This window comes from Magnetospira sp. QH-2 (genome assembly GCF_000968135.1).
Classification (GTDB): Bacteria; Pseudomonadota; Alphaproteobacteria; order Rhodospirillales; family Magnetospiraceae; genus Magnetospira.
In genome coordinates this window covers 1189571-1213262 of sequence record NZ_FO538765.1, presented here as the reverse complement: position 1 = coordinate 1213262, position 23692 = coordinate 1189571, and the positions used below count along the sequence as shown (strand labels likewise).

20 protein-coding genes are annotated in these 23692 nt (G+C 58.6%); 6 read left to right on the top strand and 14 right to left on the bottom strand.

From position 1 onward, the window contains the following. The first annotated feature begins 72 nt into the window (after positions 1-72). A complete protein-coding gene (locus tag MGMAQ_RS19350) occupies positions 73-2493 on the top strand; it encodes an ATP-binding protein (protein ID WP_082085295.1) in 2421 nt (806 codons plus the stop codon). Here MGMAQ_RS19350 and MGMAQ_RS05710 read toward each other — a convergent pair. The 13 genes from MGMAQ_RS05710 to MGMAQ_RS05650 all read right to left on the bottom strand — a co-directional run bounded on the left by MGMAQ_RS05710 (position 2453) and on the right by MGMAQ_RS05650 (position 15021). After that, complete coding sequence (locus tag MGMAQ_RS05710) at positions 2453-3565, bottom strand: ATP-binding cassette domain-containing protein (protein ID WP_046020787.1); 1113 nt, start codon at positions 3563-3565, stop codon at positions 2453-2455. The two genes, MGMAQ_RS19350 and MGMAQ_RS05710, sit on opposite strands and share 41 nt — an antisense overlap. Continuing rightward, entirely contained in the window at positions 3562-4269 is a 708-nt protein-coding gene (gene modB / locus MGMAQ_RS05705; RefSeq protein ID WP_148560861.1) for a molybdate ABC transporter permease subunit, read from the bottom strand. The genes MGMAQ_RS05710 and modB overlap by 4 nt, the downstream gene beginning before the upstream one ends. 83 nt (positions 4270-4352) lie before the next feature. Beyond that, the gene (gene glp, locus MGMAQ_RS05700) at positions 4353-5591 is read right to left on the bottom strand and encodes a gephyrin-like molybdotransferase Glp (RefSeq protein WP_252508683.1); all 1239 of its coding nucleotides are present in this window, start codon (positions 5589-5591) and stop codon (positions 4353-4355) included. Positions 5592-5878: 287 nt separating this feature from the next. Then, the gene (locus tag MGMAQ_RS05695; RefSeq protein WP_046020785.1) at positions 5879-6487 is read right to left on the bottom strand and encodes a NapC/NirT family cytochrome c; all 609 of its coding nucleotides are present in this window, start codon (positions 6485-6487) and stop codon (positions 5879-5881) included. A gap of 36 nt (positions 6488-6523) precedes the next feature. Further along, positions 6524-6979 (bottom strand): nitrate reductase cytochrome c-type subunit, encoded by a 456-nt coding sequence (locus MGMAQ_RS05690; protein WP_052716159.1) that lies wholly within the window; start codon positions 6977-6979, stop codon positions 6524-6526. A gap of 22 nt (positions 6980-7001) precedes the next feature. Continuing rightward, entirely contained in the window at positions 7002-7940 is a 939-nt protein-coding gene (gene napH / locus MGMAQ_RS05685) for a quinol dehydrogenase ferredoxin subunit NapH (RefSeq protein ID WP_046020784.1), read from the bottom strand. Then, positions 7937-8743, bottom strand: coding sequence for a ferredoxin-type protein NapG (napG, locus tag MGMAQ_RS05680; RefSeq protein WP_046020783.1), 807 nt, complete (start codon positions 8741-8743; stop codon positions 7937-7939). The genes napH and napG overlap by 4 nt, the downstream gene beginning before the upstream one ends. A gap of 75 nt (positions 8744-8818) precedes the next feature. Continuing rightward, positions 8819-11332, bottom strand: coding sequence for a nitrate reductase catalytic subunit NapA (napA, locus tag MGMAQ_RS05675; protein ID WP_046020782.1), 2514 nt, complete (start codon positions 11330-11332; stop codon positions 8819-8821). Continuing rightward, on the bottom strand, positions 11329-11679 hold the full coding sequence (locus MGMAQ_RS05670) for a chaperone NapD (RefSeq protein ID WP_082085293.1): 351 nt from the start codon (positions 11677-11679) through the stop codon (positions 11329-11331). The genes napA and MGMAQ_RS05670 overlap by 4 nt, the downstream gene beginning before the upstream one ends. Beyond that, the gene (napF, locus tag MGMAQ_RS05665; RefSeq protein WP_046020781.1) at positions 11676-12212 is read right to left on the bottom strand and encodes a ferredoxin-type protein NapF; all 537 of its coding nucleotides are present in this window, start codon (positions 12210-12212) and stop codon (positions 11676-11678) included. Before napF ends, MGMAQ_RS05670 begins: the two co-directional genes overlap by 4 nt. 199 nt (positions 12213-12411) lie before the next feature. Beyond that, complete coding sequence (locus MGMAQ_RS05660; RefSeq protein ID WP_046020780.1) at positions 12412-14121, bottom strand: S41 family peptidase; 1710 nt, start codon at positions 14119-14121, stop codon at positions 12412-12414. 12 nt (positions 14122-14133) lie between these two features. Then, entirely contained in the window at positions 14134-14496 is a 363-nt protein-coding gene (locus MGMAQ_RS05655; protein WP_046020779.1) for a hypothetical protein, read from the bottom strand. Between the two features lie 81 nt (positions 14497-14577). Then, complete coding sequence (locus MGMAQ_RS05650) at positions 14578-15021, bottom strand: NUDIX hydrolase (RefSeq protein ID WP_158498790.1); 444 nt, start codon at positions 15019-15021, stop codon at positions 14578-14580. A gap of 168 nt (positions 15022-15189) precedes the next feature. Here MGMAQ_RS05650 and MGMAQ_RS05645 point away from each other — a divergent pair, with 168 nt between their 5' ends. The 5 genes from MGMAQ_RS05645 to MGMAQ_RS19345 all read left to right on the top strand — a co-directional run bounded on the left by MGMAQ_RS05645 (position 15190) and on the right by MGMAQ_RS19345 (position 22117). Then, positions 15190-15810 carry a phosphoadenosine phosphosulfate reductase family protein gene (locus MGMAQ_RS05645; RefSeq protein ID WP_252508712.1) on the top strand — a complete coding sequence of 207 codons (621 nt, stop codon included), beginning with the start codon at positions 15190-15192 and terminating at the stop codon, positions 15808-15810. 94 nt (positions 15811-15904) lie between these two features. Beyond that, positions 15905-16261, top strand: a complete 357-nt coding sequence (locus MGMAQ_RS05640; RefSeq protein WP_148560860.1) for a hypothetical protein — start codon at positions 15905-15907, stop codon at positions 16259-16261. Between the two features lie 56 nt (positions 16262-16317). Continuing rightward, entirely contained in the window at positions 16318-18375 is a 2058-nt protein-coding gene (locus MGMAQ_RS05635; RefSeq protein ID WP_158498789.1) for an adenylate/guanylate cyclase domain-containing protein, read from the top strand. Between the two features lie 64 nt (positions 18376-18439). Continuing rightward, positions 18440-18802: a nucleotide pyrophosphohydrolase gene (locus tag MGMAQ_RS05630; RefSeq protein ID WP_046022999.1), complete on the top strand. Its 363-nt coding sequence runs from the start codon at positions 18440-18442 to the stop codon at positions 18800-18802. Positions 18803-18886: 84 nt separating this feature from the next. After that, positions 18887-22117 (top strand): EAL domain-containing protein, encoded by a 3231-nt coding sequence (locus MGMAQ_RS19345; protein ID WP_052716157.1) that lies wholly within the window; start codon positions 18887-18889, stop codon positions 22115-22117. A 60-nt stretch (positions 22118-22177) separates the two neighbouring features. On the opposite strand, the gene sat is transcribed toward MGMAQ_RS19345, so the two are convergent. Beyond that, on the bottom strand, positions 22178-23356 hold the full coding sequence (sat, locus tag MGMAQ_RS05620; protein WP_046020775.1) for a sulfate adenylyltransferase: 1179 nt from the start codon (positions 23354-23356) through the stop codon (positions 22178-22180). Positions 23357-23692: the final 336 nt, after the last annotated feature.

Below are 23692 nucleotides of genomic sequence, written 5' to 3'. Positions count from 1 at the left end.
TGCCATACTCGCGACGCATCGAAGTCCATAAAAGACGTCACATGAGCGCGATTCCTGGGGGGAGACCCGTCCTTGAGACTTGATCGAGCCGTGACCGGATACATTCCGGTGCTGGCGGTTTTGCTATGTTCCCTGTTGATTGCCACCCCGGTTCTGGCCCGTGGCGCCAATGGCGAGGTCCAGGTGGGAGTCTACAACAACTTCCCACAGGTCTTTATCGATGATAGCGGCACGCCCCGCGGCATCTATGTGGACCTTCTTAATCAGATTGCCCAGCAAGAAGGGTGGCATCTAGAGTTCGTGCCCGGTACCTTTGCCGAAGGCCTTGAACGGGTCAGTGCCGGTGACATCGATCTGATGACCAGTATTGCCGGCACCCCAACGCGTGACGAATTCATTGATTTCTCCAAGGAAACCGTGGTCTCGGTCTGGGCACAGCTTTATGTGAAACCGGATTTCTCGCCACAGAATTTATTCGATATGGCCGACAAGAAGGTTGCGGTCATGCGCAGCGGACTGTTGGGCAATAAATACGGGGAACTCTGTCGGGATTTCGGCATCCGATGCACCCTTTTGCCCCTGGAATCCTATGATGCCGCCTTGCAGGCCGTCGACGATGGCGAGGCCGATGCCGCCGTGGTCAACAGCCTTTTGGGATTTTCCAAGGAAAGCAGTTTCCAAGCCAAGCGCAGCTCCATTGTTTTCAGTCCTTTCCGCCTGCAAGTGGCGCTGCCAGAAGGGCGCAACGCCGAATTGAGCGCCGCCATCGACCGTCACCTGGCGGCTTGGCGCCAGGACAAAAACAGCTTTTATTACAAAACGCTCGACCGTTGGCTGGGCGTCCGCCCCGAAGAGACCCAGAAACTTCCGACCTGGTTCTGGTGGGGGCTGGGCGGCGCGGTGATGGTGCTGATCATGTTCGTGGTCTGGACACGATTGCTCAGCCGTGAAGTGGCCTTCCGCACCCAGGAATATATAGAGTCCCAAGCCCGATACCGTGAGCTTATCGAGCACATGACCAGTGGCGTGGTCATCTATGAAGCCATCGACGACGGCAAGGATTTCCTGTTCAAGGCCTTCAATTTGGGAGCCGAGAATATCGAAGGAATCAGTCGCCATGAACTGTTGGGTAAGCGCCTGACTGAAGTCTTTCCAGGGGTCGAGGACTTCGGCCTACTGGAGACTTTGCGGCGCGTGTGGGAAACTGGGGTTTCGGAATTTCTCCCTGCCACCCAATATCAGGATAGCCACCGAAAAAACTGGCGTGAAAATCGAGTATTCAAGATCCCAACTGGCGAAGTGGTTGCGCTGTTCGATGATGTCACTCGTCGGGTCGAGGCGGAGAACGAACTGCGTCACTCCCACGAGGAACTGGAGATCCGGGTCGCCAAACGAACGGAGCAGCTCCAGAAAAGCGAGGAGCGCTTTCGGTCGCTGGTGGAAAACACCCATATCGTGGCCTGGGAGGTGGACTTGGTCAGCGGCCTGTTCACCTATATCTCGCCCCATGCGGAGGAACTATTTGGTTTTCCCGTTTCCCAGTGGACCGATTTGGATTTCTGGGTTGATCATATCCATCCCGACGACCGGAAGCAGGCCCTTAGCACCTGTACCAACGAAACCGCCGCCGGTCGCGATCATGCTTTCGAATACCGCATGCTCAAGGCGGATGGGGACTACATATGGCTGCGTGATATCGTCAGCGTTCTCAAGAATGATGATGGTATTCCCATAGCCATCAACGGCTTTATGGTCGATATCACCGATCGCAAGAACTTCGAGGTGGAACTGTCCCGCTCCAACGAAGAACTGGAGCGCTTTGCCTATGTGGCCTCCCATGATCTGCGCGAGCCATTGCGGATGGTGACCTCGTATTGCCAGCTTTTGGAACGACAGTACAAAGGCCAGTTGGATCCAACGGCGGACGAATATATCGCCTTTGCCGTGGATGGTGCCAGCCGCATGGATCACCTTATCCAGGACCTGCTGGATTATTCCCGGGTCGCAACCCGGCGCGAAGGCTCCCGTATCACCCCGCTCAACCACGTAGTGGATCAGGCCCTGGCCTTCCTACAGCCGCGGATTGTCGAGACGGACGCCATGATCACCACCGGCCCGTTGCCGACCCTCCCTGTCGACCGGTCCCAGATACTCCGCCTGTTTCAGAATTTGATCGCCAATGCCCTGACCTACCATCAGCCCGGTGTTCCTCCGGATATCCGTATCGAGGCCCAGTTGAAAGGGGAGCGTTGGCATATCAGTGTCACCGACAACGGAATAGGCATCGACCCCGAACACAACGACCGCATTTTCATTATCTTTCAGCGGCTGCACACCAGCGATCTTTATGAGGGTACTGGCATCGGCCTGGCGGTTTGTCGAAAGATACTGCAGTTGCATGGAGGGGATATCTGGGTGACCTCCACTCCTGGTCAGGGCAGTTGCTTCACCTTCACTCTGCCACCAACTCTTCCCGAATCACCGACGACTTGAACAGGGCATAGACGGTTTTGCCCTCGGCGAGCCCCAATTGCTTGACCGTACCTTTGGTGACCTGCGCCGACAAAGGCGCCCCAACATCAATGACCAAATCCACCAAGCCGGACTTATGCGGCGTGATTTCGCCGATGATCCCTTCGAGCACATTGGGATAGCCCAATCCCTCGGGAACGGCCAAGGCGACGCCCACATCCCGCGCCAGGATCGTGGCCTTGACTTCCTGCCCCGGCATCAGATCATCGCGCATGACACTGATTTCCCGGCCCGGCGCATATTCCAACCGAGTCAGGCCATCGCGGGAATCATAGCCCCAGACCTTGGCTGTCAATACCGTCGATATCTCGCCAGCCAAGGGGTCCTTGGGAGCCGCAACCGGTTCCGTTTTGGCGGCTGGTTTCGGCTTCGACTTCTTTGCCGCCGTTGGTGCTTTCTTGGCAATCTTGATGGGTTCGACCGCCCCTCCGACCATGACCAGTAGCTTGCCGGCAACACGGGCGGCACCCTCTCTGTCTTCACTGGTGAAAAGCACGGGGATCTTGAACAGCGTGACTATTTCCGAAAGCAAGGCCATGATTGCGCTATCGGGACTAACCAGTAAGAGCATCTCAGGCTGCATCAACAAGGCCCGCCCCAAGGCCACCCGGGATTCTTGCATCGGGCTCAGACGGTTGGTCGCCCATTCCAGTTGCTCGCCCAAATCAAGCAGGGCCACCACATCATCGAAGCCGATCTGTTCCTCTACCCCGACCCGGCGCCCTTCTTCCCGACCAAACACCAAATTCTTACGCACCGAGAGATGGGGAAATAACTGGCCTCCGGGGATTACCAATCCCATGCGCCGCCTGTCCGGCGAATGGTTGATAGGGACCCGGGATTCGAACAGCACACGCTCGCCCATGGTCAGGCGCCCGCGATCCGGCTTGGTCAATCCGGCAATCATCCGCAATAGGGTGGTTTTACCCGATCCGCGTGGCCCAACGATCGCCGTTATCCCGGCAAGATCCGTTTCGAAGCAGGCACCAATAGGAGTCCGCGGGTCATCCAGATGCAGGTCGACGGCAATCATGACCGGGCCTCCATGCGTTTGCGAACCCGCCGCGATAGCCATTCGGAAATCAGCAAGGCCCCCAGAGCCACCACCACCGACAACAGGCAAAGCCGCAAGGCGGCCTCGGCCCCATCCGGGGATTGGGTCAGTTCCCGCAGCGCCAAAGGCAAGGTCCGATTGTTACCGCCAATCACGGCGATCAAAGTCAGGGTCGCGCCGAACTCCCCAAACGCGCGGGCAAAGGCCAAGAGCATCCCGGCGACCACGCCAGGCAACGCCAAGGGCAGCGAGATCCGCCGAAACACCTGCCAACGCCCGCAGCCCAAGGTGCTTGCCAGCTCCTCCAAACGCGGATCAACCGCTTCGAAAGCCTGACGCGCGGCGCGCACGAACAAGGGAAAGGCCATGACCGTCGCCGCCACCACCGCTCCCAGCCAACCAAGCGAGAGGTTTAATCCAAAAGCTGCCGATAGCCAGGACCCAACAACGCCGTCCGGCCCAGCCAGCAACAACAATCCATAGCCCACGGCCACCGGTGGCAGCACCAAGGGCAGGTGGATGACGCTATCGATGAGAGATTTCCCAAAAAAATCGAGGCGTGCCAGAATCCAGGCCATGACCACGGCAGGAACCAAACCGACCACCGCCGCTGTCAGCCCCACTTTCAGGCTCAGACGCAATGCGTCCATCTCGATCATGCCGAGAGACCCTGTGTCGATCATTGCTGTCGGACTCCTCGCCTACGATTCCCCATCCTGTTCTGGTGTAACAGAAAATCCGTAATTGCCGAAGCCTGCAAATGTTTTCAGAGCAACGAAAAACCGCTCAGCGGGATATAGGTGACCGTCTCCCCCTCGGTCACGGCGGTACAAGCCTCCGGCAGTTCCACCAACCCATCGGCCCAGGAAAGGGAGGTCAGCGCCCCGGAACTATTGAGGGGAAAAATCTCCGCCCGAGCCCCATCTTCGGTCAATCGCGCCCGCAGCCATTCCCGGCGTCCGGGCTTGCGCTTGAATTCGAACGCCGCTGGCACTTTCAGGCTCGGCACCGCTCGTCCGACCGCCCCCATCATCCGGAGCATCAAAGGCCGGGAGAATTGCAGGAAGCTGACCATCACCGCCACCGGGTTCCCGGGCAGCCCGAGAACCATGGCGTCACCGATCCGGCCCTTCATTACCGGTTTGCCCGGCTTGGTGGCCATACGCCACAGATCGATCTCGCCCAGAGCCTCCACCGCCGGTTTGACGAAATCCGCCTTGCCCACGGACACGCCCCCCGACGTGATCAAGAGGTCATTGTCCTTGGCCGCCTTGTCGAGGGCGTCGGTGATGATTTCCAAACGATCGGGCAGGATGCCGAGGTCGTTCACCGCACATCCCAAGGAACTCAGCAGACCCATCAGCATGTGGCGATTGGAATCGTATATGGAATCACCAATGTCCTTTTCGTGGGGTTCGTGCAGTTCGTCGCCGGTGCTGAATACCGCCACCCGCAGTTTTTTCCGAACGGGAATTCGAGCCACGCCCTGGGCTGCCAGCACACCGAGTTCCTGAGGACGAAGAATAGTTCCCGCCGTCAGCAATATCGAACCGGCCGCCACATCTTCGCCCCGGCGCCGAATATGCGCTGCCAAGGGGCTTTTTCGCACGCCCTCGGCAGATAGGATTACCGAACCGGACTCCTCGGTAAAGGTACAGTATTCCTGCATGATCACCGTATCAGCGCCACTGGGGATCAAGGCTCCGGTGGCGATACGCACCGCCGCCCCTGGCGCAAGAGGGCCGTTGAACGGATTCCCCGCCAAGGACTCTCCGACCACCGGTTGATCATTATCGAGATCCTGCGACAGATCGGCCCGGCGAACGGCGAACCCATCCATGGCCGAATTGTCGGCAGGCGGTACATGGCGGGTGGCGATCACATCTTCGGCCAGCACCCGGCCCTGGGCCTCGCCCAGAACCAGCGTTTCCATTTCACAGACACAGGTAAGACCGGCCAGGGCTTTGTCCAGAGCCTCTTCGAGCGGCATCAAGGATGACGACACAAACGCCTCCGTTCGCTTTGAATTTCGATATAACTAAAGTCTTTCGCGTTTCATATGACCCATTGTGACCGAATCATTTTGCCTTAGGGGCAGGAGTGGCGCGCAGGGCGTAGCGGGGCTACGGTCAAGGGTCGCGACGCTCCCCTTAGGCAAAATGATCGGCCCGCAGGGTGGCCTCCGGTGGCCATCACAACGGGTCATATTAAACGCGAAAGGCTTTAAGCACACAAGAAAACGACCCGCCCAGGTCCAAGCTGTAGCGGGTCGTCTCCTCAGGCGCAGGTGGGCTATTGCGCCCGCTTGTGCTGTACGGCGTTCCAGGTCTCGTTCATCTGGTCCGCTGCATCCAAGGCCCCGTGGGGCAGATCGTGGGCGATACCCTTGTGACAATCGATACAAGTCATGCCCTGATCTTGGGCTTCCAGGTGTCGGGCCCGGCCTCGGGATTCCTGCTTGGTCACGTCCATGGCCATGAAGTCGTGGCAATTCCGGCATTCGCGGGAATCCGTTTCCTTCATCACCGTCCAGACCCGCTTGGCCATGGTCAGCCGATGCTGATCAAACTTCTCGGCGGTATCCACCGTGCCTAAGAAGTGATGATACAGCTCATTGCTGGCCCTGATCTTGCGGGCGATCTTATGAATCCAAGGACGCGGCACATGGCAATCGGGGCATGTGGCGCGGACGCCGCTGGCGTTGGTGTCATGCACCGAGCCAGAGTATTCCCGATAAACATTGCGCTCCATCTCATGACAACTGAGACAGAAAGCCTCCGTATTGGTCAGTTCCAGGGTCCAGTTGAATCCACCCCAGAAAACCACCCCCAAAACCAAGCCGACAATCAGCAACAATCCGGCCGACAAGGTCCCGCTGGGGCGGGTCAGGAATTTCCACATACCGCGTTCCTTACACTTTTGCTCGTTGCCGAGTCTTTACTTGGACGTGAACGTATTCTCGACCAGCGGCATCACATTGGTTTGTGCTGCATGGCATTGGGTGCAGAACCAACGGCCACGGGTCACTTCGTCCCATTCCTCGCCATTGCGGTCCTTGTAATGAGGCTTGCTCATTTCAGGAGCCTTTTCCTTGGCCGCATAACGCCAGTCATGGCACTTGATGCACTCGTTGGCCTTGATATTGATCTGATACTTGTCCACCTCGTGCGACACCATCGGCGGTTGCTGCCGGAATGTGCGTTCGAACTTGGTGCCGATCACCAGCTTCGGCACCGGTGTGGACAGGCTCTTGGTATCTACCTGCTCACCGCGCAGGGTCTCGACGTCCGCCTGAGCCGAGGTCACCAGGCCCAGGATCAGGGCACCGGCCACCATGCCGATTGTCAGAAGTTTTTTCACCGCCAGATCTCCCCTTCTATGTGTCATGGTCATGGATGAAGTCTCCTTCCGGTTTTTATGCCGCTTCCTTGGCTGGCGGTGGGGATTCCACACTCACCAGATCCTCGGGGCGGTTTTTGAACCGGTTGCTGAACTCGAATATCTTCTGCGGACAGACATCAATGCACCGTCCACAGTTGGTGCAATCGGAGGACAGGATTACCGGACCGTCGCCGGTCTTGGCGCCTTTCAGCGCTGGGGTGATAACCTGTCCTTCGGGACAGACCGCAAAGCAGTCCAAACAATCATCACAGGCGTCGCGCCGCGGAGCGCTGACCCGTAAAAAGCTCTTGTTGCCGATCAGGCCGTAAAAGGCCCCAACCGGGCAGAGATGGCTGCACCAGACCCGGTTGCCGCCAACCAGCTCCACCAGAAAGATCCCGGCCACCACCATCCAGGCCAAACCGCCCGTGAACAAGGTGCCATAGACCAGCCCGCGATGGATGATACTGATGGGATTAACCGCCTCCCAGGCGATGACCCCACCGAAGGCCGAAACCAGCAATACGCCGCCCAAGATCCACAAGCGCGCGCCGCGACCGACATGGACACCCGAGCGGGTCCAGTTGAGTCGGACTCGCAGCCAATGGGCCCCGTCACTGAGCACGTTCACCGGACAGACCCAGGAACAATACATGCGGCCACCGATCACGGCATAGACCGCCAACACAATGGCGGTGCCAATGAGGGCATCGATTTCCAAGGAATGCCCGGCCACAAAGGCCTGCAAGGTCACCAGGGGATCGGCCAAGGGCACGCTATCGAGGATCAGACTCGAAATCAGTGTTCCCTTGATCAGCCAAAAACCCGTCAGCGGACCAACCAGGAAAATCAGCAACATGGAAGCCTGGGATACGCGACGCCAGACCAGCCATTTATGGGCCGTCCACCAGCCATTTTCCTCCACCGCCGCGCGCCCGGCGAGGCGCTTGATGTCCTTGGGCTTGCCGGTCATGGCTTGAACCCTTTCAGCCGTGTGGTCGGCTTGAATTCGTCGGTCGTCGCCGGGGCATAACCACGGTCAGGCAGATCGATGATTCCTTGGATGAGGGCCTCGCCTTTGGCTTGTTTTTCTTCCCAGCCTAATCGGTAATGATCGCCCAGTTTGCCGCGTGCCAGATGTTCCGGGAACACCTTGATCGCCGCTTCGGGCAGAATGCATTTTTGTTCGCAGATCCCACAGCCGGTGCACTTGTCCGCATGCACGGTGGGAATGAAAAGAGCGTGTTTGCCCGTGCGCATGTTGGGGCGCCGCTCCAAGGTGATGGCTTCGTCGATCATCGGGCAGACCCGGTGGCAGACATCACAGCGCAAGCCCAGGAAGTTCAGGCAGTTTTCCTGATCCACCAGCACCGCCACGCCCATGCGGGCCTTGGTAATATCGGTCAACTCGCGGCTCAGGGCACCGGTCGGGCAAACAGGTATACAAGGAATGTCGTCACACATTTCACAAGGCCCGGTCCGGGCGGTGAAATAGGGCGTCCCCACCGGCACCGGTTCGCCGAGCTCGGCCAATCCCAGAATCTGGTACGGGCAGTCGCGAACGCAGAGGCCACAGCGGGTGCAGGCCGACAGAAAACCCTCTTCCGGCAGGGCGCCGGGTGGGCGGATGGCCTCGGTGGGCAGCGAGGCCGCTTGACGATTGGCCACGGACAGACCGAACGCGAACAAAGCAGTGCCGCAGGCGGCCTTCAGCGAATTGCCGAGGAACCCTCTTCTGCCGTTCTGCTTGGTGCTGCTCGATGTGTTGTCGGCCATAACTCGAACTCTACTTAGGGAAAGACCCCCGCCGCCTCATAGGGTTTGGCGGCGGGGAGTTTCGGGGATTGACCGTTAGACCTTGACGATCCTGACGGCACACTTTTTGTAGTCGGTTTCCTTGGACAGCGGATCGGTGGCGTCCAGGGTCAGCTTGTTGACCAACTGGCCTTCATCGAACCAGGGCATGAACACCAGCCCTTCGGGAACCTTGTTGCGACCACGGGTCTCGACACGGGTGATAACTTCACCGCGACGGGATTGGACCTTGACTTCCATGCCGCGACGCAGACCCCGCTTTTTGGCGTCTTCGGGATGAATGAAGACCACCGCGTTGGGGTACGCCTTGTGCAGTTCCGGCACGCGCCGGGTCATGGAACCGGAATGCCAATGCTCCAGCACACGACCGGTGGACAGCCACAGATCATATTCGGCATCGGGGCTTTCGGCCGCCGGTTCGAAAGGCGCGAAGATGATGTTCGCCTTGCCGTCCGGTTTGCCATAGAACTTCACGCCCTCGCCCGCATTCACATGCGGATCGTAGCCTTCGCGGAAGCGCCACAGGGTTTCCTTGTTGTCGATCACCGGCCACCGCAGGCCCCGGGCCTTGTGGTAGGTGTCGAAATCGGCCATCTCGTGACCCTTCTTCGGAACGCCCGCCACCGAATTGAACAGCCGGTATTCCTCGAAGATGCCCTTGTGGACGTAGTAGCCGAAGTGGTCGGAGTCTTCCTTGTCATAGGAGTTGCCCGCACCATCCTTGACGTCTTCCACCGGGAATTTGTTGACCACGCCATTCTCGAACAGGATGTCGTAAACGGTTTTGCCCCGGTATTCGGGCATCTTGTCCAGAAGTTCAGCGGGCCAGACTTCTTCCACTTTGAAGCGCTTGGCGAATTCCATCACCTGCCAGGAGTCCGACTTGGCCCCGTCGACGGCCTTGACCTGCTGACGCCAGAACTGGGTCCGCCGTTCGGCATTGCCGTAAGCCCCTTCCTTTTCCATCCACATGGCGGTGGGCAGGATCAGGTCGGCGGCCAGGGCGGTGACCGTCGGATAAGGATCGGAAACGGTGATGAAATTGTCCGGGTTGCGATAGCCGGGGTAGCTTTCCTCGTTGAGGTTGGCGGCGGCCTGCATGTTGTTGTTGCACTGGACCCAATGGCAATTGAGCTTGCCGTCCTTCAACATGCGGTGCTGCAACACGGCGTGGTAGCCGGGCTTGCCGGGAATGGTGCCTTCGGGCAGCTTCCAGGTCTTCTCCGCGAAGGCCCGGTGCTTGGGGTTCATGACCACCAGATCGGCGGGCAGACGGTGGGCAAAGGTGCCGACTTCGCGAGCGGTTCCGCAAGCCGAAGGCTGGCCGGTCAGCGAGAACGGGCTGTTGCCCGGCTCTGAGATCTTGCCCATCAGCAGATGCACATTGTAGAGCAGACCGTTGACCCACACACCGCGGGTATGCTGGTTGAAACCCATGGTCCAATAGGAGGCCACCTTGCGGTTCGGATCGGCATAGACCTTGGCCAGCTTGAGCAGGTTGGCTTCCGGCACGCCGGACAGCTTGGAGGTATACTCCAAGGTGTATGGCTTCACGGACTCGGCGAATTCTTCGAAGCTGATCTTGGTCAGCTTGCCGCCCTTGCCCTTGGCCGCCTTCTCCAACGGATGCTCCGGACGCAGGCCGTAGCCGATATCGGTGACCGTCTTGGTGAAGTTGACGTGCTTACCGATGAAGTCCTCGTTGTAGGCCTTGTTCTCGATAATGTAGTTGGCGATGTAGTTGAGGATCGCCAGATCGGTCTGCGGCGTGAACACCATGCCGTTGTCGGCCAGTTCGAAGCAGCGATGCTCAAAGGTCGAGAGCACGTGCACATCGCAGCCTTCCTTGGTCAGGCGGGTGTCGGTAAGACGAGACCACAAGATCGGGTGCATCTCGGCCATATTGGCGCCCCAGAGCACGAAGCTGTCGGCATGCTCCAAATCATCGTAGCAGCCCATGGGCTCATCAATCCCGAAGGCCCGCATAAAAGCCCCCACGGCCGAGGCCATGCAGTGACGCGCGTTGGGGTCAATATTGTTGGAACGCAGACCGGCCTTCATGAACTTGGCGGCAGCGTAGCCTTCCATGATCGTCCATTGGCCGGAACCGAACATGGAAACCGCGGTCGGGCCTTTGGCCTTCATGGCCGCTTTCCACTTGTCGGCCATGACATCGAAGGCTTCGTCCCAGGAAACGGCCTCGAAATCGCCCTCTTTGTCGAACTGGCCATTCTTCTTGCGCAGCATCGGGCTGGTCAGGCGATCCTTGCCATACATGATCTTGGAGAGGAAGTAGCCCTTGATGCAGTTCAGGCCCTTGTTGACCGGCGCATCGGGATCGCCCTGAGTGGCGACGACACGGTCGTTCTGGGTGCCCACGAGCACGCCACAACCGGTGCCGCAGAAACGGCAAACGCCTTTGTCCCAACGGATCTTCGAGCGGCGTTTCATGGCCGCGTCGGCGGTTTCGGAGTTCAAAGTCAGCCCAGCCACGGCCGCGGTCGCGGCGGCAGCATTGGCTTTTACAAAATCACGCCTGGTCAGTTTCATGAGGGGGTCTCCTCCCGTTCCATGGAGTCTTTGGATTCAAAATGGTGATAGACGAGCGACGAGTTCATCACACCGGGCATTTCGGCGATGGCGGCCAGACATTCGCTGGCCATGCAGTCTTCCACGTCCTCGATGGTGAGAACGAAGCGATCGTCGGGGCTGGCAACATGAATTTCCACCCCCGGCAGATCGTTAAGCATCTTGGTAACGGCGTCGGATTGGCCCGGCGCCGCATGCACGAGGACCCCGCAGACATTGACCACCGGCTCGGATGAGCCGTGATCCGTGCCTTGCACGTTGGGGGCCTGGGCGGCCACCTCCTCGTCGATAAATCGCGATACCTTCATGGTTGGTGCGCTCCCTGTTCGTTATTCTCTGTTGCCCCTTGGCCGGGGATCAGTGCGATAGCGCCCTTTACCGGACAGGGTCCGATGCAGGCGCCGCATCCTGTGCAAGCGGTCTGTTCAATCTCGGGAAGGGCGTGGCCTCCGACCACCAGACGAAAACGCAGGGCGCGCGTATCGCACTGGTCTCCACAGACCCGGCAGGTCACGCCACGGGTCGACAGGCATTTGTCGGTGATTTGCAGGGTCAGATCCCAGGGCGCGCGCGCCTCATCGCGCTGCAAGGCGCGGGGCTTGCAGGCCGTGACGCAATCACCACAGAACGTGCATTCGCCCTTTTGAAAATTCACTTCGGGAAAACCGGCGGCGCCCTTGATCAAGATGCCTTCATCGCAAGCCGAAAAACAGTCCCCACAGCGATCGCAAAGATCGGTGAACCGATCCTCCGATACCGCCCATGGCGGTCGTACGACCGCCCGCTCCCTGCCGCCGGTTCGACCGAACAACAGAGCCCGCCGTGAGGCTGGCAATGGCATGCTTTCCGTCCCCTATCTCCGAACTTGTAGTGTGAAAAATCATACCTTGGTGCCATGACAAAAATCAATACCAAAGTATTTATTTTCTAGTTGCGAATTACATGCAGTTGGAAATATAGGGTACTTAAGTATGATACAAGGAAGACCTGAATTGGGTGATTGGTATCGCCCAGACGATCGGCCACAAGCAGCGCGGGAATCAGGGGCGGATCGCCGAGTCGCTGGTGCTTTCGGCCCGAATCCGGCCTTCCACGCGCTGGAGTTTGTAGGTGGCACCGCGAGCGGATGCCAGGAGCGAAACACCTTCCTCCCCCCAAGGCCGCACAGTTAGCTCCGTTCCAAAGGGTGCGACGGAAATCACCCGGACCAGGGCTTCGTTTCCCAATCGCAGACCCGACCAGTGGACCCGCTGGTTCGGATCGGGGACGGCCAAGTTCAAGGGAACGCCGTCTTCGAGAAATCGCCGGTGTGCCAACATCTCGTCATAGACCGCCACCGCATCGGATACTTCGGCGATAACCGTTTCGGCATCCCCGGGGGTAGTACTGTTGAAAATCTGCATGCCATTGATCCCGCGCATCCACAGGTGCCGCAGCGCCTCCCGATAGCGCTCCCGACTCATCATCGGGATAGCCGGGCTTTTTAAATGGATGGTGGCTCGCTCAACGATAATGGAAAGATCATGCGGGCCCCTGCGGACTTCCAGCTCTGTCGTACTGCCGGGTGCGCCGCGCAGCCGGGCCACCAAGTGTGGCAGGGTAAGTCCCGCCAGGGTCAACCCGTCGGCCTGACGCAACAGATCCCCCGCCATCAATCCGGCCCTTTCGGCAGGTGTGTTGGGTAAGATCCCAACAATGCGGGCCCCCTCCCCCGTCGGCCTTAAATTGACTCCAAGACCGCCAAAGAATTCCTCGGGCTTGGCTACCAGGGGAACCCAGCGGGCAACCCAGGGAATGGCCTTCAGATGGGGGGCCGCGGCCCGGCGATTGGCGGCATCGGCAGAGACTTGGCCGAGCAGGATCGCCATATAGGCACGGTCCACCCCGTCCCGATCCTTTGGCGCCTGTTCCGGCCACAGGTTGAGAAAGGCCGCATCGGTGCCATAGGCCACCGGGTTGGTGGCTGTAAACAGGCCCGGGTCGGTCATGGGCAGCCGTCCGCTCGTCATGCCGGGAACCGGGTTTTCGGGCAGCGACAGGACGGTCATCCAATTGGTGACCGAAACGGCGGGAAAAACCTCACGGATCGGCCCGGCCACATAGGCGGACATGAGCGATGTCCAAAGCTGTCGGCGGTAGCGAGCGAAGGCCCGTGGCGAAATCTTAGCCTCTGGCGGAGTCACGGCCCGTCCTTCCGGCGAAGCGAGAACCTCCGCCAGGGGGGTGGTGGAGGGCGCGACCTCGTAATCCAGCCAGACCGCGTCCACGGTCACGCCGGCATCGCGAAACGCCGCCATGGTCTGGCGCATGCGGCGGGCGGCCTCGGCCCAGCCCTCGAACTGCCCCGGCACCAAGGTGTCGCCTTTGCCCGTAGATGTCATCGCATAGGCCCAAGGTCCGCTTTCGCCCTGCATCAAGATGACCGGCGCCCCGGCGGCTTGAAGAGCCCGCGCGGCGGGAATCATGTTTGCGTGCAAACGCAGGTGAGGCACCAAGCCCCGATCCAGCATCATGGTAATCTGCTCGGGTGCCAGAGGCTCGAATCCCACGCCGTTCCACAAAATCATCGGCCATCGACCGGCCCGGTCATGGGTGAGCGGCGCCACGCGGTCTGGTAAAATCGATAACCAATCCACCTTGGCCGCCGAAGATTTGATCGTCGGTGGTCTCTCCGCCAATTGTGGCGCGCAACCGGATAACAGCATGCCAGCCAAAAAGACGGCACTCGGGAAACGTGGGAGAGTCATCATAGGGGCGGTCCGTCAGGTCCGCAATTTGAGGCGCGCGCGCCATCCTTTTTTGGTGTGTTCCGCATCCACGGCATCGGCGACATTGTCCGGCTCGTGCTTTTTCTGATCGCTGGGGGACTCTTCTTCCTCGGCGCTTTCCCGGTCCACAAAGTGCACCCAATCCTCGTCGGAAAAGCGCTGCCCCATACCGCCGCCACCGCCGCCACCGTGTTCGGTGGTACCGTCGGCGGTGTGAATCCAGTCGTCGCCGGTATCGGTGCCTTGATCGAGGAGCAATTCGTCCAGCACGCGTTCATCCAACAACCCGTCCACATCCTCCTGACCGATGCGATCGCTCAGATTCTTGACCTTGTCCTGAAACGTCTTGTCCGACATGCGGCGTAACCCTTCAAACGACCCGAGACCCCATGATAGCCCAAATGGCGCTCATCGTCGCGAACTTGATTTGAAAAGCGGTCAGGCAGCCTTGGATTGCGTCTTGGCCTCGATGCGCGACGCCACCCGGTGCAGCAGGGACGAGAGCTTGCGTTCGTGGACCATCTGCGCTGCCTTGGGGATGGTCATCCATTTGCGTTTGCGCTCGGACTTTTCCGGCCAATCGTTTTTTATCCGATTCACGGCCATGAGGAAGACCTCGACCTTGCAGGTCACCCGCCCATTGCCACCGGACTTTGAATACTTGTAGCGGCCCACCGACGGCGTCATCACCTTGCCGAAGATACCTGCTTCCTCGAACGCCTCCTCGGCGGCCGACTTGGCGGCGCTCAGCCCCGATTTAATGTTACCTTTGGGCAGCACCCAACGACCGGTATCCCGGGACGTAATAAGCAGGACCTCTGGCCCATCGCGACCGGCGCGAAAAGCAACCACCGCCGACTGAGGTATGACGTCGTTTGACACCGATTCGTCCTTAAAATTGAAATTCATACTAGCAAGGCTGCCTGGCGGGTGGAACACATCCCGAGCCACCGAGGGCAAATCTTTTGTGCGCATTGTACAACTGAGTTAGACTGCCGCCGAACAGCCGTCGGGAGCGGCATGCCAATAGAGGGGATCAAGCCTTTGACCGTGCTTCAGGATATCCGGGCCTATGCAGAAAGCAAGGACGCCTTTGAACTTCTGGAATGCCTGCTGAAGGAAAAATTTCCCGGCAAGACGGTAGTCACGGCCTCGCTGAAGGCCAAGAGCGTGGTGCTGTTGAAGATGGTGGCGGAAATCGCCCCCGACACGCCAGTGGTCTTTTGCCATGCCCAGGAGCTCTATGAGGAAAGCCGCGCCTATCGCGACAAGCTTGTCGAACAACTCGGTCTGACCAATGTCAGAGAAAGCCACGGCGACCGTGGCGCCCCCGATGCCAAGGACACCGACCATTTCGAATGCCTCTGGGCCGAAGACCCCGACGGCGGTGGCCTGATTCATGAATGCGTCCACCTAAATGAAGTCTTGGCGCCATTTGATTGCTGGATCAGTGCCGTCTATGCCGACAGCCCCGATCAGAACCAAAGCCGTCAGCGGGTGGATCTGGACGGTCGCCTGTTTCGCGTCGATGCCCTGGCCGATTGGGCGCCGGCGGACGTGCAGACATTCTTGCTGGATTACGACATCCCCCTGCATCCTCGCGCTCAGGGCAATCAAAAATCCACCCGCCGCGACTTCGGCAAGTCGGATACGGTTTACTACAGCTATTGAGGACGATTTCATTTAAATTCAAACTTTGCATGGATTTGTGTCCGTCATGTTTCTCGGAAGATTGAACCAACCTCAAAAAGCCTCCTTCCTGGCCATGGCACAGAAAGTCATTTTGGCGGATGGGCGCGTGGAAGAATCCGAGAAACAGCTTCTCAACCGTCGTATTGCCGAGATGGGTGGTGACATCCGCTCCCCCGCAGAAGAGGTATACGGGGATTCGAACACCGAAATCTTTGAAGACAGAAGCGCACAGATCATCGCCTTGATGGAGCTTTACGCCCTCGTCTATGCGGACTCAGATGGCGACCCGCAAGAACTGGCCATGCTCGGCCCCTTGGTTCGGGATTGGGGCATCGAGGAATCTGCCTGTAGGGAAATTGAGACCTGGGCGGCCCTGCGATCCGATGATCTTGCCGTAGGCGAAGCCCTGCTCGAAAGCCTTTCCCAATGAGGTCGCGGAGCTTGCGGATATCGTTCCGATCCAGCCTCAGTGTCATTTTGATCTTCATGGCGGTCGTAACAGCGTTTTCGATCACCGTGTTTAATCAGTATGCCGGGCGCCAGGCCGCCATGAATTCCGCCCACCGGTTGTTTGTAGAAGTGGGCGAGCGGGCGGGTGAGCATGTGGAACACCTGTTTACCGCCGTCTCGTCCCTCGCCCGCGTCCTTCCGACCTTGGCCCCCGAGGGCACCCTTCGATCCGAGGATATCCGGTCACACCCCTTGGTCCCCGGACTGATCGAGACACTCGGCGCATCAAAAAATACTTACTCTGCCTATTTGGGCAACCGAGACGGTGACTTTCTTCAGATGATCCGCATGCGCGAAGGCATGACATTCGCCAACATCTCCCCGCCTGCTCGGACGAGCTATATCCTCCGCTACATCGGCGGGCAAGAAGATGGTACCCGCCCCCAGACTTGGTACTTCCTGGATCAGGCGCTTGAGCTCATTGATCAACAGCAAGACACCGAAACCACCTATGACCCTCGGCAGCGCCCTTGGTACAACAGCGCCATGGCCTCCGAGACCCCCATTGCCACGGATGCCTACATTTACAATTCAACCGGCAAAACCGGGTTTACCTTGGCCCAACGACTAGGCAATCGGCGCGGGGTCATGGGTATCGATATCACCACCGACAGCCTGAACAGCTTTCTCGGACAGCAAAAAGTTTCGAAAACCGGTGCCGTCTTCCTGATTGACGACAAAGAACGATTGATCGCTCATTCTTCTTCGACCGATACCCAAAGCGCAGCCTTGGTCGCGGCTTCCGAACATCAAGATGCCTGGGTTGCCTCGGTGCCACACCTGCGGCCCGGCCAACAACTCCGAACGGTCAATAACCAGGACATCCTATTCTATCAGCGCGATGCACTCACTGGAACGGGCCGCGCGATCCGGGTGATTGTCGCCGCCCCGATCCGCGAATTCATGGGGCATCTGGATCAGGCGTTGGTGGGCAATGTCTTGTTTGCCATTCTGGCGATTCTGACCGCCATTCCCATTGCGCTTTGGGTTTCCGGCCTCTTCAATCGAACCATCCAGAGCATCGCGCAAGAAGCCGGACGCATCCACCGCCTGGAGATCAGAGACACAGAGCTACCGAGTACCCGGATCAAGGAACTGGAGCAACTCTCCAATTCCTTCGAAATCATGCGCCAGGGACTGAAGACCTTCGGTCTATATGTGCCCAAGAGCCTCGTCCATCACATTCTCAATACCGAAGTATCTTCCGCTGTCGGTGGCGAGCGGCAGCAATTGACCGCCATGTTCTCCGACATCGCGGATTACACCACCATCTCGGAAGGCCTTGAGCCCGAAGAGTTGATGAGCATGACCTATCGCTATTTCGATCTGCTCGGGGTGGCCATTGACCGACGTCAGGGCATCATCGACAAGTTCATCGGCGACGCCATCATGGCCCTGTGGAACGCCCCGACCAATGACGCGGACCATGTGGCGAACGCCTGTTTCGCGGCCTTGGAGTGCCGCATCGGCAACATGGTCTACAATTTGGAAAACGATGCCCGCGGCCTGCCCGCGTTGCATACCCGCTTTGGCGTGCATTGCGGCGAGGCGGTGGTCGGCAACGTGGGCAGTTCAGACCGCCTCAACTACACGGCCATCGGGTCGGTCATCAATCTGGCCTCGCGGCTGGAAGGCGTAAACAAGGTCTATGGCACGACGATTTTGGTCTCTGGCGAAGTGAGAGATCGAATTGGCGACCGATTTGTGACCCGGCCTATCGATCGTGTCGCGGTCAAGGGTGCGGATCAGCCCATGGAAATCTGCGAGCTGATCGGCGTCCCTTGGGAAACCAATGACATCAATCCCATCCTATGGGCACCGCAGCACTTGAATAATTTACTGTCTCTTTGGGATGAGGCTTACGGGCTTTACAATCGGCAAGAATGGACCCGAGCCACCGACGGCTTCCGTGCGATATTGGATGCCTACCCCAACGACGGACCGGCGGCATTGTACCTGGACCGCTGCCAGCAGTATGCCAAGACCCCCCCAGCGGAAGATTGGGATGGAATCGCCCGCATGACAGAGAAATAGCCGCCAGATTCCTGGAACGAAAAAAGGCTTGTTTCCCCAAAGGCCCCGTGGCACCAATCCGGCTATGACCAGCACCCATCATGACCTGACGCAACGGCTGATCCGGTTCCGCGACGAACGGGACTGGGGACCGTATCATAGCTTGAAAAATTTGATGGTTTCCTTGACCTTAGAGGCCTCCGAACTCCTCGAACTGAGCCAATGGAAGAGCGACGAGGATCTGGAGCAAGCCTTGACCGACACGGCGTTCCAACACCGCCTGGGCGAGGAATGCGCCGATGTATTCCTGTACCTGCTGATGATTTGCGAACGGGCCGGATTGGACCTGGAAACAGTGGCGCGCGACAAGATTGAACTCAACGAGTCCAAGTACCCGGTCCATAAAGCGCGCGGCAATGCCCGCAAATACAACGATTTTTCCGACTAGAGCATTTGCCGGAAATAGCTTACGTTACAAGGGAATTCAAAAGACAGGGTCTCGAGTGCGGGATCCGGGGCTGATCTGGACAGCATGAACACACCGCCCATACGGGTCTTATTGGTCGAGGACAATCTCGGCGACGCCCGCCTTGTGGAGATCCTGGTTCAGGAATCCGAGGCCAGACGGGACAGCATACAATTCATCCATGTTGATAGTCTGGCAGCGGCCCTCAAAACCTTGGCCGATGACACTTTCGATGTGGTACTGCTCGACCTGTCGCTGCCCGATTCCCATGGCCAAGGCACATTGGAAAAGGTTCTGTCCCAAGCGCCTGATCTGCCCATTGTCGTCTTGACGGGTACCAACAATGATGCCTTTGCCATGGCCGCGATGCAGAAAGGCGCGCAGGATTTTCTGGTCAAAGGAGACGGCGACGGCCGCCTGATCGCTCGGTCGTTGCGTTATGCCATAGAACGCCAACGGGCCGACCGGGCCATGCGGGACAGTGAAGCCCGGGCATCGGCGGCGGAATCCCGGCTCATCGGCGCGGTCAACAGCGTTGCCGAGGCCTTGGTGTTGTGGGATGCGGATGACAAGCTGGTCATGTGCAACGAGAACTACCGTTTGTTCTTTCCAAACGCTGCGGCTGTCTTGGATTCGGATGTCACGTTTTCCGATGTGATCCGCGCCCAGGCTGAAGTTCGGCGCTATGAAAGCGATCAGGCCAAGACGGAATGGATTGAAAAAAGAATTCGCCGCCATCTGGCCTGCGATGAACGGTTCCAACAACAGTTACCCGACGGGCGCTGGGTGCAGATCAGTGAGCACCGCACCCCCGACGGCGGTACCGTCGGCATCTATTCCGATATCACCGAGTCCAAGAATACCCAGGAGCACCTGAACCGGATCGCCTCGGAACAAGAGGCGGTGTTGCAAAACGCCTCTGTCGGCATCGCCCGATTGGTCGGTGAGCGTGTGGAATGGGCCAATGCCAGGTTCGGTTTTCTGTTCGGATTGGGGGCGGCATCGCCCAGCGGCCTGTCCATCGCCGATCTATTTTACTCCCCGTCCGACTATGCGGCCATGAACCGAGATGCGGCACCAATCCATGCCGAAAACAGGACCTACCGGGCGGAACTAAAGCTACGTCGCAAGGATGGCACTCTGTTTTGGTGCCGGTTCACCAGCCGGGCCGTGGCACCACAAGATCCCTCCCAAGGCGCCATTCTGATTTTCGAAGACGTGGAAGAGCGCGTTCAGGCGGAACAGGCGGTCAAGGCCAGCGAGCGCCTTTACAGAACCGTCATCGATACGGCTGTCGATGGCTATTGGCGCTTCACGCCCGATGGCATGACCGAAGAAATCAATAAGGCTCTGGGCGGCATGTTGGGGCGCAACCGGGAGGATATTGTCGGCCGTTCCATTGCCGACTTTGTCGAGCCCGACAATAAAGCCATCTTGGAATCCCACCTGAACTACCTGATCCAGAACCGGCAGGCCAGCTTCGAGCTCGCCTTGCGCCATTTGGACGGCCGCACGGTATATACCCGGATCAGCGCCACATCCTTGGTCGATGATCCCAAGACGCCAACTTCCTTCTTCGCCTTTGTCACCGATATCACCGACCGGATACAGGCCGAGGAAATCCTGCGCTTGTCTGCGGCGGTGTTCGAGAATTCCGCCGATGCGATCATGATCACGGACGCCAACAATCACATCAAAGCTGTCAATCCGGCCTTTACCCGTATCACCCATTGGCCTGCTGAAGAGGTCATAGGCAAGGACCCTGCCATTCTCAATTCGGGGCGACATGGGTCCACCTTTTTCAACGAGATGTTGGAAGAACTGTCGAAATCCGGCCATTGGGAAGGAGAAATCTGGAATCAGCGCAAGGATGGCGAGGAGTTTGCCGGTTGGCTGTCCATCGCCGCCATCCGCGACGATCAAGGCACCATGGTCGAATATGTGGCGCTGTTCAGCGATATCACCAAGCGCAAGGAGGCGGAAGAGGTCATCCGTCGACAGGCTAACTACGACGCCCTCACCCAACTGCCCAACCGCACCTTGTTCCTGGAGCGGTTACGCTCCGGATTGGTTCAGGCCAAGCGCGCCGAACGACGGATCGGCTTGATGTTCATCGATCTGGATCGGTTCAAGTGGGTCAATGATACCTTGGGCCACGCGGCCGGTGATCAGTTGCTGCAACAGGCCGCGGAGCGCCTGACCGGCTGCATCCGGGAATCCGATACGGTGGCCCGACTGGGCGGCGACGAATTCACCGTGATCCTGTCACAGGTTGCTCATACCCGTGATGTGGAAAGGGTGGCCAGCAAGATCCTTGATCGATTGGCCAGTATGTTCCTGATCGACGATACCGACGTATTCATCTCCGGCAGCATCGGCATCACCGTCTTCCCGGACGACGGCGACGATGTGGAAACGCTCCTCAAGAATGCCGATTCAGCCATGTACCGGGCCAAGGAAGGCGGACGCAATGCCTTCCGCTTCTTCACCGGTGAAATCGACGAAAAAGTCCGTATCCGGCTAGAAATGGAAAACGATCTGCGCCATGCCCTGGGGGCCGGAGAGTTGTCGGTGGTCTATCAGCCGATCATTGATCTGGCGAGTGATCGCATCTCCGGGGCGGAAGCCCTGCTGCGCTGGGCGCATCCGGAAAAGGGCCCGATGAACCCGGGCGATTTCATCCCTTTGGCCGAGGAAACGGGACTCATCACGCAAATCGGCGAATGGGTGCTCTGGACCGCTTGCACACAGGTCAAGACCTGGCAGGAGGCTGGTTTGCCCATCGGCCGCGTTTCGGTCAATATCTCATCGAAGCAGTGCCGACAGGATAACTTTGAAGAGCGGGTCAACCAAATCCTCGACCGCACCGGCCTGGCCCCGGAATTCCTCACCCTGGAAATCACGGAAACGGTCATCCTGGAGGATTCAAGCGGCAGTGCCAACGTGCTCAACAACCTGCATGATCAAGGACTGCACCTGTCCATCGATGACTTCGGTACCGGCTATTCTTCGCTGAGCTACCTCAAACGCTATCCGTTTGACGTGGTGAAAATCGACCGTAGCTTCATCGACGAGGTGGCCAGCGATGCCGCCGATGCGGCGCTGGTGGAAGCCATCATCACCATGGCTCACGGGCTGGATCTGACTGTCGTCGCCGAGGGCGCCGAGCGCCAGGAAACGGTCGATTTCCTGAAAGCCCGGGACTGCGATTACATCCAGGGCTATTTCTTTAGCCGGCCGCTTCCGCCTGCGGATTTCGAGGCTTTTGTCGAAGATTGGGCTGGTCAGAACAGCTGACAATAAAAAGGGGGAGAAACGAGTGCTTCTCCCCCTCCGTGGCATCAAACGCCGGGCCGGTTACAGGCTGGCGTAATACTCTTGCAGGATCTTGACCACTTCCGGCCGCGAGAATTCCGGCGGAATGTCCTGACCGGCGGCCAGCATTTCACGCTGCTTGGTACCGGAAATGGACACATGGTGTTCCTTGTCATGGGGGCAGGTCTTGGCCGTGGCCATGCCCATGCACTTGCTGCAGTAGAAAGTAATGTCGATCTTCAGAGCCCCGGTGACCAGGGCGCCGTCCCACAGGTTGTCGAAGATATGCTGAGCATCGAACGGACCATAATAGTCGCCGACACCGGCATGGTCGCGACCGACAATCAGGTGTGAACAGCCAAAATTCTGACGGATCAACGCATGAATCAGCGCTTCGCGCGGACCGGCATAGCGCATCTCGATGGGATAGCCCGCTTGGATCACGGTGCCCGGCACAAAGTAGTTGTCGATCATCGCCTGGATGGCTTTGGTGCGCGTCTCGGCGGGAATATCGCCCGCTTTCAGCTTGCCCAACACCTGATGGATGAACACACCATCGGTGACTTCCACGGCGATCTTGGCCAGATGTTCGTGCGACCGGTGCATCGGGTTACGGGTCTGGAAAGCCGCAACCTTGGACCAGCCCTTCTCGGCGAAGGCGGCACGGGATTCAGCAGGGCGCAGGTAAAGATCGCCATGGAGGGACGGGAACTCGCCCTCGTCGATGACCATCACGCGACCGGCCAGATTGACGTCCTTTTGACCCATGACTTTCTGCACACCCGGGTGTTCACCATCGGTGGTGGTATAGACGTGCTGGCATTCAAAGGCCTTGTCTTCGGCCGTCATCTCGTATTTCTCAGAGACCTGCATAATCGCCATGATCAGACCGGTCTCTTCTTCGACCAGCGCCACTTCCTCTTCCTCGCCGATGCTATCGGCCAGGGCCTTGTCGGCGGAAAGGGTGATCGGGATCGGCCAGAACAGACCGCTCGCCATCTTCATATCGGCGCAGACGCCCTTCCAGTCGGCCTTGTTCATAAAGCCTTCGAGTGGCGTGTAGGCGCCCATGGCAAACATCAAGACGTCGGACGTTTCCTTGCTGCTCATGGGAACCTGTTTCAGGTTCTTGGCACGCGCGACTTCCGTGGCACGTTCCACTTCCGGCAACAGAAGCGGCATGAGTTCTCCACCGCCGTGCGGCGGGACCAATTTGGACATGTTTATTCCCCCTGCATTACATATTCGTGGCTCTTGCTCGTCTGCCTGCCACCATCCCCGGCGGCACCAGACGGTCCGGCACCATATCAGATGGACCGACCGACGCACCATGAAAATTACGTTCCTCTAATTAAGAAAGGGCGCAATCGTCACCGATCCGGATCGGAATAATGGTGCCAGGTTCCGCCTGGGACACACAAACGTGATGAAAAACCCCCGCTATTTCGGGTCGTTGGCCATAGGCTCACGAATGTTTGGTTTGTTTGTGTCGCGAAAACCACCAAATATTAAGGAATTCCATGTTTGTTTAGGGTTGTCATGATGGGGTGATGGCCC

Coding starts and splice junctions, on each gene's coding strand:
- MGMAQ_RS05710 (WP_046020787.1), bottom strand. CDS start 3,565: ATGATTGCCGTCGACCTGCATCTGGATGACCCGCGGACTCCTATTGGT.
- modB (WP_148560861.1), bottom strand. CDS start 4,269: ATGATCGACACAGGGTCTCTCGGCATGATCGAGATGGACGCATTGCGT.
- MGMAQ_RS05695 (WP_046020785.1), bottom strand. CDS start 6,487: ATGTGGAAATTCCTGACCCGCCCCAGCGGGACCTTGTCGGCCGGATTG.
- MGMAQ_RS05690 (WP_052716159.1), bottom strand. CDS start 6,979: ATGACCATGACACATAGAAGGGGAGATCTGGCGGTGAAAAAACTTCTG.
- napH (WP_046020784.1), bottom strand. CDS start 7,940: ATGACCGGCAAGCCCAAGGACATCAAGCGCCTCGCCGGGCGCGCGGCG.
- napG (WP_046020783.1), bottom strand. CDS start 8,743: ATGGCCGACAACACATCGAGCAGCACCAAGCAGAACGGCAGAAGAGGG.
- napA (WP_046020782.1), bottom strand. CDS start 11,332: ATGAAACTGACCAGGCGTGATTTTGTAAAAGCCAATGCTGCCGCCGCG.
- MGMAQ_RS05670 (WP_082085293.1), bottom strand. CDS start 11,679: ATGAAGGTATCGCGATTTATCGACGAGGAGGTGGCCGCCCAGGCCCCC.
- napF (WP_046020781.1), bottom strand. CDS start 12,212: ATGCCATTGCCAGCCTCACGGCGGGCTCTGTTGTTCGGTCGAACCGGC.
- MGMAQ_RS05660 (WP_046020780.1), bottom strand. CDS start 14,121: ATGATGACTCTCCCACGTTTCCCGAGTGCCGTCTTTTTGGCTGGCATG.
- MGMAQ_RS05655 (WP_046020779.1), bottom strand. CDS start 14,496: ATGTCGGACAAGACGTTTCAGGACAAGGTCAAGAATCTGAGCGATCGC.
- MGMAQ_RS05640 (WP_148560860.1), top strand. CDS start 15,905: ATGGCACAGAAAGTCATTTTGGCGGATGGGCGCGTGGAAGAATCCGAG.
- MGMAQ_RS05635 (WP_158498789.1), top strand. CDS start 16,318: ATGGCGGTCGTAACAGCGTTTTCGATCACCGTGTTTAATCAGTATGCC.
- MGMAQ_RS05630 (WP_046022999.1), top strand. CDS start 18,440: ATGACCAGCACCCATCATGACCTGACGCAACGGCTGATCCGGTTCCGC.
- MGMAQ_RS19345 (WP_052716157.1), top strand. CDS start 18,887: ATGAACACACCGCCCATACGGGTCTTATTGGTCGAGGACAATCTCGGC.
- sat (WP_046020775.1), bottom strand. CDS start 23,356: ATGTCCAAATTGGTCCCGCCGCACGGCGGTGGAGAACTCATGCCGCTT.